Genomic DNA, 13,409 nt, shown 5'->3' on the forward strand with positions numbered 1-13,409 from the left:
GTTCTGGCGCGACATCGGCTACGCCGCCGGCGCCCCGACGGCGGGCCTCCCCGCCGACGCGCTGGGCCTGGACGCCACCGTCCTGGCCGCCGCGGTCCTCACCGCGGCTTCAGGCGCGTCGCGGGGATCCGGGCGCCGTCGGCCGCCAGCGCCTCGCGCAGCTGCGTTGGGGTCAGGGCCGCGTGGGTGCGGGCGAGGCGGCGGGCGGCGAACTGCTCGGTCGTGGCCGATCCGGCGGCCTCCACCGCGACGAGGCGACCACGGGTGAGGGCATGGTCCTCGCTTGCTGCGGCGAAGCGCTCCAGAAGCGGCGCGGCCGTCTCCTTGAGCGACACGGCTCCGGCCCGCCGGCGGGCCGGATCGAGGAAGCCCTGGTGACGGCAGACCATCACAGCCAGGGCGACGGCGGCGGAGGCGAGGATCGGGTACCGCGCGGCGGCGCGTCCGGCCCAGGAGACGGTCTGCCAGGCGAGGCGGGCGGCGACCTCGGCGACGACGGCGGAGTGGTGCAGGTTCGCCTCGAACCCTGCGGCGCGCAGGAGGCCATGCGCCGCACCGACCCGCTCGGGCCGGACGGGTGCGAGCGCCGCGGCCGGATTTTGCCTCCCCGCCCCCAGGGCGGGGAAAGGGGCAGGGCTGCCAGCACTTGGCCCAGGCCGGGAAGGGATGTGTCGCAGGTCCAACTTGTTCTGTTTATCCGGCTGTTCGCGGCGGAGCGAGGAACGCGCCACCCCTTCCGGCGCGTCTTCATATGGTCAACGTCCTGTCACAGAACGATCATTGAGTGCCCCGGAACGCCCTCGGCATACTTCAGGAATCCGGGGCGTACACATGTCTGAATGCGCCCCCGTTCGGGCCAGGCCCCCGCCGGCCCGATTCGCTCCTGAGCAGGGGGAGTTTTGCGCACACCAGTAAACAAGGCGTACGCGGTCACGGTCGCCGCCGCTGCCGCCGTGGCTCTGACAGCGGGTATGACCAGCCCGGTGTCGGCGCAGGCCGGCGGTCTCACCACAGCGTCACAGGCCGGCGGCAAGAACGCCGCGCCGGGCAAGAACGTGCACACCGTCGTCCTGATCACCGGCGACCGGGTCCTCGTGGACTCCAAGGGCCGGGTCGCGGGCATCGAGCGTGCCAAGGGCCGGGAGGACATCCCCTTCTTCACCCAGGTCCACGAAGGCCGCACCTACGTGATGCCGCGCGACGCCCGGCGGCTCGTCGCCGACGGCACGCTCGACCAGCGGCTGTTCGACGTCACCGGTCTTGCCGAGCCGGAGAGCCTCAAGGCGTACCGGGGCGGGCTCAAGCTGATCGTCGGCTACCGGGGAGCGGCGGCCCAGTCCGCCCGTACCGAGGTGCGGGCTTCCGAGGGCACCACCGTCAACCGGACCCTGTCCTCTCTCGGCGCCGATGCCGTCACCAGCGCCAACGACAGCACCGAGGAGCTTTGGGAGGCCCTGACCCGGCCCCAGGCCGACGGCTCGGCGGCGAGCACCTCCGGCATCGCGAAGGTCTGGCTGGACGGCGTGCGGAAGGCGTCGCTCGACCACTCCACCGGCCAGATAGGCGCCCCCGCGGCCTGGAACCGCTCGCTCGACGGCACCGGCGTGAAGATCGCGGTCCTGGACACCGGCATCGACGACACCCACCCGGACCTGGCCGGACGGGTCGTGGCGGCACGCAACTTCAGCCGCTCCGCGGACACCGTGGACCGTGTCGGGCACGGCACGCACGTCGCCTCCACCGCGGCCGGTACGGGAACGAAGGACAGCCGCTTCAAGGGCGTGGCTCCCGGGGCGCGGCTGCTCAGCGCCAAGGTCCTCGACGACTACGGCACCGGCAGCGACTCCGAGTCCATCGCCGGCATCGACTGGGCCGTGGCCCAGGGCGCCGACATCATCAACATGAGCCTCGGCAGCGCCGACCGGCCCGGGATCGACCCGCTCGAAGCCCACATCAACAAGGTCTCCGCGGAGAAGGGCGTCCTGTTCGCCGTCGCCGCGGGCAACCTCTGGGATCCCCGCCCGGGCACGGTCAATTCGCCGGGCACCGCCGAAGCGGCCCTGACCGTCGGCGCCGTCGACGACGACGACCGGCTCGCCCCCTTCTCCGCGCACGGCCCCCGCAAGGAGGACCACGCGGTCAAGCCCGACATCAGCGCTCCCGGCGTGGGCATCACGGCCGCCGCCGCGGCCGGCACCCCGGACCAGAACCCGCCGGGCTACATCGGCCTGGACGGTACGTCGATGGCGACCCCGCACGTCGCGGGCGCCGCGGCGATCCTCAAGCAGAAGAACCCCACCTGGACGGGGGCGCAGCTCAAGGCGGCCCTGACCGGCTCGGCCAAGGGCGGCACGTTCTCGGTCTTCGAGCAGGGCGCGGGCCGGCTCGCCGTCGACCGGGCGATCGACCAGACGGTCCTGGCCGAAGGCGGACCGCTCCACCTGGGCCGCCAGCAGTGGCCCCACGCCGACGACGCACCGGTCACCAAGCAGGTCACCTACCGCAACACCGGCACCGCCGACGTGACGCTCGACGTGTCGCTCGACGCGCCCACCGGCGGCGACGGGCAGCCCGCGCCCGCCGGGTTCTTCACCCTCGGGGCGCAGCGGATCACGGTCCCGGCGGGCGGCACCGCCTCGGTGGACCTGACGGCCGACACCCGTATCGGCGGCGCGGTCGACGGCTCGTACGCGGCCACGGTCGTCGCGTCCGGGGCGGGCCAGACCGTGCGTACCCCGGCCACGGTGGACCGTGAGGTCGAGTCGTACGACGTCACCTTCAAGACGGTGGGGCGGCCCGACGCGCCCGGCGCCGTCTGGGGCGCGGACCTGTTCGGCTACGAGGGCCTCGCCTCGGAGCAGCAGTTCCTCCCGGACCTGTCCAAGGGTTCCGCGACGGTCCGCCTGCCCCGCGGCAGCTACAACCTCCAGGCCGACATGCAGGTCGACCCCGCGGACCCGAGCAAGGGCCTCGACCTGATCTACAACCCCCGGCTCACGGTGACCGGACCGGCCACCGTCACCCTCGACGCCCGGACCACCCGGCCGGTGACGGTCAAGGTGCCGGACGCGGCCGCCCGGCAGACGCGTGTGGGGATGTTCTACACGGTCTCTACGCCCGAGGCCGGGTACTCCGAGGGCTTCGACGCGCGGAGCTTCGACAACGTCCGCACGGCACGGCAGGGCTCGGTGGGAGCGGACGCCACCCTCACCCAGCAGTGGTCGGCCCGCTGGGAGCAGGGCACGAGCGTCTACCAGACCCTCGCGGGCGGCGAGGTCAAGGAGCTGCCCGACGGCTACGAGAAGGTCTACGCGGCCAAGGACCTCGCCCTGATCAAGGTAGGTTTCGGGGCGTCCGCGCCCGGCGTCGCCGGAGCTCTCTACGCGGAGGGCGCGCTGCCGAGCGGGAGCGGCTTCCTCGACTACTACCCCGCCCACCCGGCACCGGGCACGCAGAAGCTGTACCTGAGCACGGGCGACGGGATCGGCTGGAGCGTCGCCGCGCTCGTTCTGGGCGAGGCGGGCGCCGACGGCGGCCGGCCCATCGACGTGACGTACTCCCTCGGCACCGAGCCCCTGCTGAAGCCGGGGACCACGTACGCCAGGAACGTCAACGTCGGTGTCGTCGGACCCCGGATGGAGCCGGGCGAGGGGATCGTCCGCTCCGACGACGACATCTACGGCGCGTTCACGATGGTCAGCGACGGAGCGGGCCACTACGGGAACGCCCGCTACACCAGCGCGTCCACCACCGTGCACCGCAACGGCGTGCTGTACGCGCAGAAGGACGGCGCCGTCGACCGGGTGAACTTCACGCTGCCGGCGGAGTCCGCGACGTACACGGTGGCGACCACGCTCAACCGCGACCCGAAGATCAACCGCACCGGCACGCGCGTCGACGCCTCGTGGACGTTCACCTCGGCCCGCAGCGCCGGCACCCCGACGGAACTGCCCGTCTCCACGGTCCGCTTCCAGCCGAAGCTGGCGCTGGACTCCACCGCTCCGGCGGGCGTCCTCCAGACCTTCCCCGTCGTCGTCCAGGGCGCGGCGGCCGGCGCCAACCTCAAGACGCTGCGGGTCCAGGTCTCGTACGACGGCCAGAACTGGCGGTCCGTCCCGGTCGTCGCGGGCAAGGTCACCGTGCGCGCGCCGGAGAAGGGCAAGGCGCTCTCCCTGAAGGCCGTCGTCACCGACAAGCAGGACAACGGGTCGATGGTCACCGTCCACAACGCCTTCCTCGGCAAGTGAACCTCGACGCATAAGCAACACCACCGAGCCGGCCCGGCGTCACCAATTCCCCTGGTGGCGCCGGGCCTTCGCACGTCCCGCGCCCGCCTCAGCCGAACTCGGGGATGGATGGGGTGCCGGGGCGGTCGTGCCCCGCGAGGCCGAGCTGACGCTGCCCCTGTCAGCACCGAACCAGCACGGGATCCAGAACCGTACCCCCAAACTGGGGCGCGGAGAGGTGGGCATGGTGGCTGCGCGCCCCTCGGGTGATGGAACTGTGGTGTCCCACCACATACGCCGCTGACCTGCCCATTCCTACGGTGTGGCGACACGACAACTTCCCCGTCGCCCCGCTCGGAAGTGGTGCACATGGCCGCCGCAACTCACGCCCCCACGCCCCCCCGGTTCCCTCAAGCGCATCGTCGCCGCGTCCCTCATCGGGACCACCATCGAGTGGTACGACAACTCATCCGAGCAGCGCTGGGACCTGTGGCTTTGCCCCTGGTGGGGCGTGCGAACCAGCACCGAACCAGCACGGGAAAATGAGGTGCTGGTTCGAGAACGGTGGCGCTGGGTGTGGGCGGTGTAGCGGGCGCCCCTGCTCCGGTGATCGGTGTGACTCAGAGTGAGCCTCCGTGGTCGACTTTCATGGAGTCGGCCGCTGAGTTGGGCGAGTGGGCACTGTTGGACGTCCCACGGTGGTCCCCGGGACGGCTCGCCGCGCTGAGCGGCGTCGATCTCTCGCGTCAGACCTTCAGGTCATCATGGGCACCACCGTCTACCCCGAACCACACCACCGTGCCGCTGCTCTCCTGCAGTCCCTCGTCCGGCTGCCCGCGCTGGAGCACTCCAACGAGCTCTACGCGGCCGTCGTCGCCGCGGCCTTCCTGACCGCCAGCGGCCGCCCGGCGAAGGTGAGCACCGACCAGGCCGTCGATCTGGTGAGGCACACCGCGAACGGCCTGGACATCCGCGACATCGCCGCCGCCCTGACCGCCTGGACCCCCTGAAACAACGCCCCGGGGGATACACACGGGAAGCCCACGGCGCCAGCTCGCCTCGACCCGTGCGGAGAGGCTCCGTAGTGCGCACTACGGAGCCGTTGGGATCAGCCCTCACGCGCGGTGCGCTCTTCGGGACCTGCGCGGGCTGCCAATCCGGAACGTTCCGGATTGGCCCGGTCATCGCGGGGGCGGTGCAGCGGCAGACCGACGCAATGCGTGAGCTGTCCCGCCGGGCCTTCCCTGAGCCCGACGTCGTGCCGCCTACATTGCGGCCCCGATCGAGCAGGCGCGCGAGTTGCGGCGCTGCCAGGCCGCCGCGACCGAGCCCGTCGTCCGGCGATCTGCGGCGGACCGCGTGTCCAGTGGAACGGCCCGCCGTCGTCGGCTTACGGGTTGTCGTCTGGCGGGAGCAGGGAGCAGGGAGCAGGGAGCAGGGAGCAGGGGGGCAGGTGAGGGGAGGAACGCGCTCGCTCACCTGCCCGGTGAGGGCGGCGTCGGTGAGTCAGTCCGCTGCGCTCAGCTGGTCGATTGCCGTCGCCTCGTGCTGTCCCGTGTCGGCGTACCCGTGAATGTGCTCAGCCGCGTTCGGGTGAACGGGCTCTGGCGGTGCCCTTCGGGACACCAACGGCATCCCAACGCGTATTTGCGAGTAGGCGTCACACGAGAATGGGCTTGTGCAGTCGGTCCGGGCCGTACAGGAGCACCCGGACATCGGCTGGGACGGCGGCGTGCACGGCGTCGGCGACCTCCTCGGCCTGACGCGGCCAGACCAGCGGATCGAACCGGAGTTCCACGTGCACCTCGGGCCCTGCGCCATTGTCGACGAGCTTGAAGCGAGGGTTCCCCGCCTCGTAGTGCCGCTGGTCGGTGTCGGGGTACAGGTGGTCGAAGGCGACTGCGACCTGCGGCAGGTCGGCCAGGACGGACACGTAGTCGCTGGGAGTGAGGTAGTCGCCGCTCCGGCCGGTCGTCACGCAGTGCGCTTCCCGTCCCAAGGGGAGGAATCCAGGCTCGCCCCACTCCGGGCAGGGTCGCGGGGCGATCTCGACCATGTCCCCAGGCCGGTAGCGGATCCGGGGTTCGAACTCCACGTATGGGTAAAGGGCCGTCACGAGCAGGCTGCCGCGCCCGCCGAGCGGTACGTACCGGTCCGGGTCGGCAGGATCGACGACCTCGGCGACACACGAGGGAGGGAAGTGGTGATGGGCGCAGGTACGGCACTTGCGCGCGTTGCACATGCGCAGTTCAGAGAAGCCGTAGACGCACTCGATGTCCGCTCCCCACCACGTCCGCAGCCGTGACTCCCATGTGGGGGAGAGGAAGTCACGCCCGACCTCGACCGTCTCTATGCCGAAAGCGGAGAGGTCGCCGAAGCGTTGCAGCATGTGCAGGGTCAGGATCTTGATGTGACGTGTCGTGCCCACCAGGACGCGGATGCGGGCGCCGTCTGCGGTGCCGTGGGCAATGAGGTCGGCTGCCATGTCGGCGTAGCGCATCGAGAGGAGCGGAACGAAGTCGCCCTCTTCGGCGAGGTCGAGTCCGACTACGGCTCCATGGCTTATGCCTGCCAGGTGCAGGCGGCGGCGACCGTCGTCCAGGCGGCTCGACCTCAGGGCTGTCCGCTCCGCCTCGGTGGAGCAGAAGGCCTTCGGGACGCCGGAGGTGCCGTTGGTGAACCCGGTGACGATGCTGTCGGTGGAGGTGGAGCGAAGCTGCGCACGGGCTGACGACCAACCGTCAGGATCGAACTGGGGCAGCCGGCGCAGGATGGCGGGGGCGTTGTCTGGCCGGATCTCCCCGGCCGGGATCAGCTCACGGTAGAACGGGCTTCCCTCCCGGGCGCGGGTCAGCGTTCTGGCCAGGCCGATGAGGCGCTGCTCGGTGAGGGTGGGCTGCACTGGACCGTCTCCTGGGGAAGTGGATGGGGTGACCGGGTGCGGGCCGTGCGCTCCCCGTCGCAGCGGAGCGCACGGCGCGCTGCACCGGCGGTCTATCGGTCACCGCATGGTGACGCCGGTGATCAGCGGCAGGTGGGCGTGACGAACAGGGCCGCGTGCGCGGATGCCTCGGCCGGGGCAACCGCAGTGAGCCGGCAACCCGCCTGCGTCGTGGTTGCGGTGGCCGGACTCGCGACCACGACGGTGGCCACGGCCAGCCCGGCGCCGAGTGTGAGCAGGGCTGCGGCGCGCTTCGCCGTGATCTCGGGCATACCGTTGAGCATGGGCGATCTCCTATTCGGTGGAAGAGGTCTGGGTGCATCGGTCGAACGGCGTGCGAGCCCGCCCAGACCGCGGGTGACCCGGACGGGTCACAGGCCACGGGCTGGGCGAGTGTGAGGGCTGTGCGCGAGGAAGGAAACCGTCAAGTACCGCTGACCGCTTGTCGATGCGACATGAGAATGCGGTCAGGTGCCTCACACCCGTCTCCCGCACGGGATCAGTAACCAACGACGCAGAAACTCCCACGCCTGTGCCACGTCCAGCGTGACTCGCAGGGCACACATGTAGGCAGCATTCACTGCCTCGCAGGGCAAGCATCGCTGCCCCTGCGCACGGGGCGCTGCCCCTGCGCACGGGGCGCTGCCCCTGCGCACGGGGCGCTGCCCCTGCGCACGGGGCGCTGCCCCTGCGCACGGGGCGCTGCCCCTGCACACGGGGTACTGGTCCTGCTGCGCCGGGCTCGTCGGAACTTCGGCCGCGGCACGAATGCCGTCTGGCTTCTGCCGCGGACGGCGTGGAGCGTCAGGGCCCACCAGCACGTCGACGGGGCCCGGAAGGAGGGGGTGCCCCGGCCCAGTCGGTGCCAGTCGGTGCCGGTGGGCCGCTTGTCCTGGCAGCCGGTGCAGCCGTCCCCGCCGTGGATGTGCCCGGCCAGCCAGGCCCGGTGTTCGGCTATCGCGTCGATGACCTCGATGAGGGCGTCGGTGTACCGGTCGGTGAGCTGGTCGTCGAGCTCGGTGAGGCGCTCGACGGACATGAACTCCATTAGGGCGAGCGCACCCTCGATCTCGTGCCTGGTGACGTCCGCGGCGGGCGGCGCCAGGGAGGCGGGCGAGCGGATCTCCTCGCCCCATTGGAGCCCCTGCACGACGAGCGCGTCGCGAGCGGCCGCAGCAGCACGTACGGCTTCGCGGCGACCGGGCCGGCCGCGCGCGTAGTAGTCGCCGACGCCGTACGTGATCGGGTCGATGGAGGCGGCGTAACCTCCGTGTCCTGGTGCTGCTGCTCGCGGGCGCCTTCGTCCTCTACATCGCGTACACGCACCCGGCCTCAGGGCGATGAAGCAGTGCACATGTTTCCTCGTCGACACCGCTGTGGACCGGAAGGTCACGCCCCGACCCACCTCCAAGCAGGCGCCCGGTACCGGGAAGTTCTGGAGGCCGCCGCCGGTCAGCGCGGGGCCCTCGTCGGGACGCTCATCTCGGGCACTGGCTGCGGCCGGACGCAGAGTCCAGCCTGGAGGCTGTTCTGCCACGCCTTCGGCCGTGGCCAGCACCTGATGATCCCCGGCTGGCCGTACTCGTTCGTCGGCACTCTCTACGCAGGGCGCACATCGGGGTGCCAGCTGCTGGACGCCGCTCCGCTGGGGCTTGCCGTTCAGCCCCGCATTCCTCGACCGCGTCGACTTCGAGTCTGCGGACGGCCGCGCGGACGGCTTCGTGGCGGGCGGGGGAGCGGCTCCGATCGAGCAGGCATGCCTCCAGCGGCGCCGCCAGGCCGACGCCTCCCACGCGGCGGCTCTGGGCCGGGCCCGTGCGGAGCGCCGGTTCCGCAGCCGGCGCCGCTGGGCAGGACCGCGTGAAGAGGGAGGAGCTCGAAGCGTCAGGGGCAGCGACCCATGCCCGGCACGTGTTTCCAGGGGGCGGCGGACCCGAATCCGAAAGGCCCGCCGGCCCCTCCCTCACCTCTACGGTGAAGACACCGGCACCGTCCGCCACGGCTGGTCCGTCCCGGGGGCGGCCCCGGAACCCGCTCAGGAGTGGCGGTGGTAGACCTTGTTGGCGATGCGCCAACCGTCCTCACCACGCACCAGCAGAAAGATGTCGGTGAACGTGTCGGCGCCGTGCTCCAGCGTCATGGTCGCGGTGGCGACCGAGCCATGGACGTCGACGGCGTCGACCCGGCGGGACCGGGAGGCCTCGTCGGGCGCGGGCGAGCCGTGGAACAGGGCGCAGTACGTGTCCAGCGGCCACGAGACGAACGCGCCGTCCCGGATTCCCTCGACGTGGGCGCCGGGCAGGAACGCCGCGCGGAAGTGCGCGGGATCGCCGGTGGCATGGCCGCGGACGTAGGCACGGAGCGGTTCGAGCACGGAGTCCGGTACGGCGGGCACCGTGGCGGCGAGCGCGATGTCCGAGTCGGTGCCGACCGCCGTGCCGGTCGCTGTGCCGGTCGCGTCGTCCGCGCGGGTGGGGTCCAGCCCGACCGAGCTGCGGAGGGGCAGGTTCGAGGCGTCGGCCAGCAGGGCCATGTCCTTGGCCAGCGCCCCGATCGTGAACTCGGCAGCGGCCTCAGGTCGTTCGACGGTCAGGAAGGCACGCTTACGGGCCACGAGCCCGCCGAGCTGCCCGAGTTCGAGGACGTCGAGCACTTGGCCCCGCGGCAGCCCGAGGGCGTCGGCCTGCCGCAGCGTGTCGCGCAGCGCGAGGACGGATCCGGCGAGGCTGTTGTTGGCGATCAGCTTCAGCGCCGCGGCGGTGGCCGCGTCGTCCACCGGCCGTACGGTGCCGAGGACTTCCAGCACCGGCCGGGCCCGGTCCAGCGTGTCCTTGTCGGCCGCGGCGAGGATCTGCAGGGCGCCTGCCCCGACCGCCGTCACGGAACCGAGCACGGGCGCGTGGACGTAGGACGCGCCGAGACGTCCGGCCAGCTCCGCCGCCTCGGCGGGCGCGATGGTGCTGAGGTTGACGACTGTCGTGCCCGGGCGCAACGCGCCCTGGACCTCGTCGAGGACCTGTCGGCAGGCCGGCCCGTCGAACAACGTCAGGACGACGAGGTCGGCGTCCGCCACGGCGTCGCTCGCGTCGGCGGTCGTCCGCACGGCGTCGGAGCCGCTTCCGGAGCGGGTCCAGCCGACGACGTTCCGGTTCTGGGCGGAGAGCCGGGCCGCGATCGCGCGGCCCATGCGCCCCAGGCCGAGGACGGCGGTCGTGTGTGCTGCGGTCATAGGGGCCACCTTGGTCTAGGGCGCGGAGAACGACAAGCGGATAACGAGAACCCGGGATCGACTACCCGGGATCGTGACCCCGGGATCGTGACCCCGGGATCGACGACCCGGGATCGTGACCCCGGGATCGACAACCCGGAATCGAGACCCCGGGATCGACAACCTGAGCGCGAGAGGTCGAGGAGCGGGAGGCCGGGAGCGAGTAGCGGCCATCGCGCGGGAGCTGTCCCCCGCCCCGCCCCGCCCCGCCCGGGCGGGCCGGGGCGGGCCGGGGCGGGCCGGGGCGGGGCGGGGCGGTCAGTCAGCCGGGCCGAAGAACGCGGCCGCGCGGGCCAGGGCCGCCGGGTCCGCTTCCAGGTCGCCCTCGCGGTGGGCACGGGCGAGCAGCGCGCCGCGCCAGTGCATCCCGAGGTAGTCGGCGGTGCGGCGAAGCATTCCGACGAGCGGTTCCGTGTCGGTGTCGTCCCCGCGCGCGTACGCGGTGACGGCCCACAGGTTCTTGCCTCGCATCCGCTCCCGGAAACCGATGTCCGGCAGGCCGCTCCAGCGGGCCCAGTAGTCGAGGTAGAGCTTGGTCGCGGCGGAGACGCTGTACCAGTGCAGCGGGGACGCGAGGACGATGTCCGTGCTGTCCAGCGTCGCGTCGAGCAGCACCTGCTCCGGGCCGTCGGGGAGCGGCCCGGACGGCAGGGCCGGGAGCGGCAGCTCGCTCAGGCTGTGCCAGCCCGCGGCGGCGGCCGGCGGGAGGCCGTCGGCCGCGTACCGGGCCAGGGTCTCGGTGTTCCCGCCGCCGCGCGCGCTGCCCAGGATGAAGGCGAAGCTCCGGCTGCGTACCGATTCGAGCGTGGCAGTCACAGCAGTCCTCACTGCTCGTGGTGGTCAGACGGCGTGGTCGGGTGAGAGGGTCAGGCCGAGCGGTCGGTGACGAGCCGGAGGTGGTCGTGCGCGTCGCTGTGCAGCTGGTCCGAGTAGTCGATGGCCCCGCCGGTGCCCGCGTACCGCAGCTTGCGCGCCCCGGAGGTGCGGCGCAGGATCGTCACGCTGTTCTGCATGAGCTTCTGCGACTCCAGCAGGCTGACGACCTCCAGTTCGCCCGGGTGACGCTCCTGGAACTTCGCGATGTAGCGGCGCACGGCGTCGCCCTCGGGATACGTCATCAGGTAGTGCATGACGACGAGCCCGCCGTCCGGGTTGATGAGCGGCCAGAAGTGGTCGAAGAACCACAGGCATTCCCAGGCGTCGACCCAGGCGAAGTCGATGGGGGTGAGTTCTTCGGGGAGCTTGTCCAACGAGTCCTTCAGGTCGGCGTTGACGACGGTGACCCGATCGTCGAGGCCCAGCTCGGCCAGTACGTCACGCACCCGGCCCGCCGAGGACTCGGCGATGGACAGGTTGTCCACGGCGGTCAGCATCGGGCGGTACGGCTCCAGATGCGCGGCGGGCGTGACGAGCGGAGGCTCGGCGAGCAGCCAGCCGTCGTCGAGCGTCCGCCCGGCGTCCAGGTGCCCGCGGGTCTTCGCGGCGAGCGCGAGCGATTCCGCGGCGACCGCCTCCTCGGCCTCGGCGAGCGCGGCGGCGAGGAAGGGCGTCGTGTACCCCATGCCGACCTCCAGCACCCGCCGAGGGCGCAGGAGCTGAACGAGATTGGCCAGCAACGGACCGACCACCTCGGTGCCCATTCCGGGCACCGACAGCCGGGCGACCGCCGCGCGGAACTCTTCACTGTGAATCGAATGAGGCATTTTCCATCCCTTGGTAAATGCAGTGTCCAACTATTCGGAGTGGGCCCCACACATGCTTCCGGCGCCCCGTTCTCGCACCAACGTTCTGGCCTAACATGTATGCGCAGCGCATGATCACGCAGGGGGGCAAATGCCGCAAACAGGATGTGGGGGCGCGTCGTGTGGACCAGGGTTGTGCGAGTTAGGACTACGTCGTTACGAGACCGCCGTCACCGGCGGACCGGTCCCGGCCGAGCCACCGGTGCGGTGTGCGACCGAGCTGGGGCTGCTGGTGCCGGTGCCCGGGGAGCCGGGGCTCCTGGCGGCGGTCACTCCGGCGACGGCGGCGCGCCGGACGCTGGCTCCGCTGGAGCGGGAGCTCGCGGAGAACCGCATCCGCCTCGAAGCCCTGACGAAGGCGTTCGAGACGGCGGAGGTGGTGTACGCCGAGGGCAGGCAGACGGGTCCGCAGTCCTCGACGATCCTGCGCGGCGCCGGTGAGATCGCGGAGACGATCGACGCCGCGGTCGGGCTGTGCAAGGCGGAGCTGCTGACGGCCCAGCCGGGCGGACGACGTCCGCCGGCGATCCTGGAAACGGTGGTCCGGCGCAATCTGGACCTGCTGTCGAGGGGCATCTCGCAACGGACTCTCTACCAGCATGCGGTGTGGAATCATCCGCCGACGGCGGGTTACATCCGTACCGTCGCGGAAGCCGGCGGCAGTGTCCGGACCGTTGATGAAATGTTTGACCGGGTCATCATCTGCGACCGTACGGTTGCCTTCATTCCCACGCTTTCCGATTCTCCGGACGAGGCTTTGGAGGTGCGCGATCCGCATGTCGTCCGCTATCTGGCCAATGTCTTCGAGTACGCCTGGGCGCGCGGTACTCCGGTGGATCCGGCCGCCGGAAAACGGCCGGAGATCGTCGTCTCCGAGTTGGAGCAGAGCATCGTCCGCTTCCTGGTCGCCGGTCACACGGAGGAGAAGATCGCCCGCGGACTGGGCATCAGCCGCCGGACTGTCGCCGAGTACATCAGTCGGATCTCGCGGCGTCTCGGCAGCGTCAGCCGGGCCCAGCTCGGCTATCTGATCGCGACCAAGGGGCTGTTGCCGGAGTCCCAGGACGAACGGTCCTGCCCGCCATGACAGTCGCCCGCGGCCGCCCGGCATCTCAGAGGCCGGCCGCCGTCTTCAGGGCGTCGACGCGGTCGGTGCGCTCCCAGGTGAAGTCGGGCAGCTCGCGGCCGAAGTGGCCGTAGGCGGCGGTCTGGGAGTAGATCGGGCGGAGCAG

9 protein-coding genes and 2 pseudogenes are annotated in these 13,409 nt (G+C 71.4%); 4 read left to right on the forward strand and 7 right to left on the reverse strand.

Annotation, left to right across the window (positions count from 1 at the left end; translation table 11 throughout):
• Positions 1-98: 98 nt before the first annotated feature.
• The gene (locus tag AB0Q96_RS35985) at positions 99-683 is read right to left on the reverse strand and encodes a hypothetical protein (protein ID WP_365332997.1); all 585 of its coding nucleotides are present in this window, start codon (positions 681-683) and stop codon (positions 99-101) included.
• A 288-nt stretch (positions 684-971) separates the two neighbouring features.
• Here AB0Q96_RS35985 and AB0Q96_RS35990 point away from each other — a divergent pair, with 288 nt between their 5' ends.
• A complete protein-coding gene (locus tag AB0Q96_RS35990) occupies positions 972-4,247 on the forward strand; it encodes a S8 family serine peptidase (RefSeq protein WP_365333019.1) in 3,276 nt (1,091 codons plus the stop codon).
• Between the two features lie 755 nt (positions 4,248-5,002).
• Positions 5,003-5,128: pseudogene (locus AB0Q96_RS35995) on the forward strand (fic family toxin-antitoxin system, toxin component); the annotation flags it as partial.
• 758 nt (positions 5,129-5,886) lie between these two features.
• On the opposite strand, the gene AB0Q96_RS36000 reads toward AB0Q96_RS35995, so the two are convergent.
• The 3 genes from AB0Q96_RS36000 to AB0Q96_RS36010 form a co-directional block, all read right to left on the reverse strand.
• Complete coding sequence (locus AB0Q96_RS36000; protein WP_365332999.1) at positions 5,887-7,128, reverse strand: hypothetical protein; 1,242 nt, start codon at positions 7,126-7,128, stop codon at positions 5,887-5,889.
• Positions 7,129-7,250: 122 nt separating this feature from the next.
• The gene (locus tag AB0Q96_RS36005; protein WP_365333002.1) at positions 7,251-7,451 is read right to left on the reverse strand and encodes a hypothetical protein; all 201 of its coding nucleotides are present in this window, start codon (positions 7,449-7,451) and stop codon (positions 7,251-7,253) included.
• 293 nt (positions 7,452-7,744) lie between these two features.
• On the reverse strand, positions 7,745-8,317 hold the full coding sequence (locus AB0Q96_RS36010) for a hypothetical protein (protein WP_365333005.1): 573 nt from the start codon (positions 8,315-8,317) through the stop codon (positions 7,745-7,747).
• A gap of 332 nt (positions 8,318-8,649) precedes the next feature.
• Between AB0Q96_RS36010 and AB0Q96_RS36015 the strand changes: the two are divergent.
• Positions 8,650-8,818: pseudogene (locus AB0Q96_RS36015) on the forward strand (transposase); the annotation flags it as partial.
• A 384-nt stretch (positions 8,819-9,202) separates the two neighbouring features.
• Here AB0Q96_RS36015 and AB0Q96_RS36020 read toward each other — a convergent pair.
• The 3 genes from AB0Q96_RS36020 to AB0Q96_RS36030 form a co-directional block, all read right to left on the reverse strand.
• Positions 9,203-10,396 carry a nuclear transport factor 2 family protein gene (locus AB0Q96_RS36020; RefSeq protein WP_365333007.1) on the reverse strand — a complete coding sequence of 398 codons (1,194 nt, stop codon included), beginning with the start codon at positions 10,394-10,396 and terminating at the stop codon, positions 9,203-9,205.
• A gap of 297 nt (positions 10,397-10,693) precedes the next feature.
• Positions 10,694-11,251, reverse strand: coding sequence for an NAD(P)H-dependent oxidoreductase (locus tag AB0Q96_RS36025; protein ID WP_365333009.1), 558 nt, complete (start codon positions 11,249-11,251; stop codon positions 10,694-10,696).
• A gap of 50 nt (positions 11,252-11,301) precedes the next feature.
• Complete coding sequence (locus AB0Q96_RS36030; protein ID WP_365333011.1) at positions 11,302-12,138, reverse strand: class I SAM-dependent methyltransferase; 837 nt, start codon at positions 12,136-12,138, stop codon at positions 11,302-11,304.
• A 271-nt stretch (positions 12,139-12,409) separates the two neighbouring features.
• On the opposite strand from AB0Q96_RS36030, the gene AB0Q96_RS36035 reads away from it, so the two are divergent.
• Positions 12,410-13,264, forward strand: a complete 855-nt coding sequence (locus AB0Q96_RS36035; protein WP_365333013.1) for a LuxR C-terminal-related transcriptional regulator — start codon at positions 12,410-12,412, stop codon at positions 13,262-13,264.
• Positions 13,265-13,409: the final 145 nt, after the last annotated feature.

Source organism: Streptomyces sp. NPDC093111, from assembly GCF_040683955.1.
Taxonomy (GTDB): Bacteria; Actinomycetota; Actinomycetes; order Streptomycetales; family Streptomycetaceae; genus Streptomyces.

Excerpts from the sequence above, each read along its gene's own strand:
- AB0Q96_RS35990 (WP_365333019.1), top strand. The coding sequence starts at position 972 with ATGACCAGCCCGGTGTCGGCGCAGGCCGGCGGTCTCACCACAGCGTCA.
- AB0Q96_RS36005 (WP_365333002.1), bottom strand. The coding sequence starts at position 7,451 with ATGCTCAACGGTATGCCCGAGATCACGGCGAAGCGCGCCGCAGCCCTG.
- AB0Q96_RS36020 (WP_365333007.1), bottom strand. The coding sequence starts at position 10,396 with ATGACCGCAGCACACACGACCGCCGTCCTCGGCCTGGGGCGCATGGGC.
- AB0Q96_RS36030 (WP_365333011.1), bottom strand. The coding sequence starts at position 12,138 with ATGCCTCATTCGATTCACAGTGAAGAGTTCCGCGCGGCGGTCGCCCGG.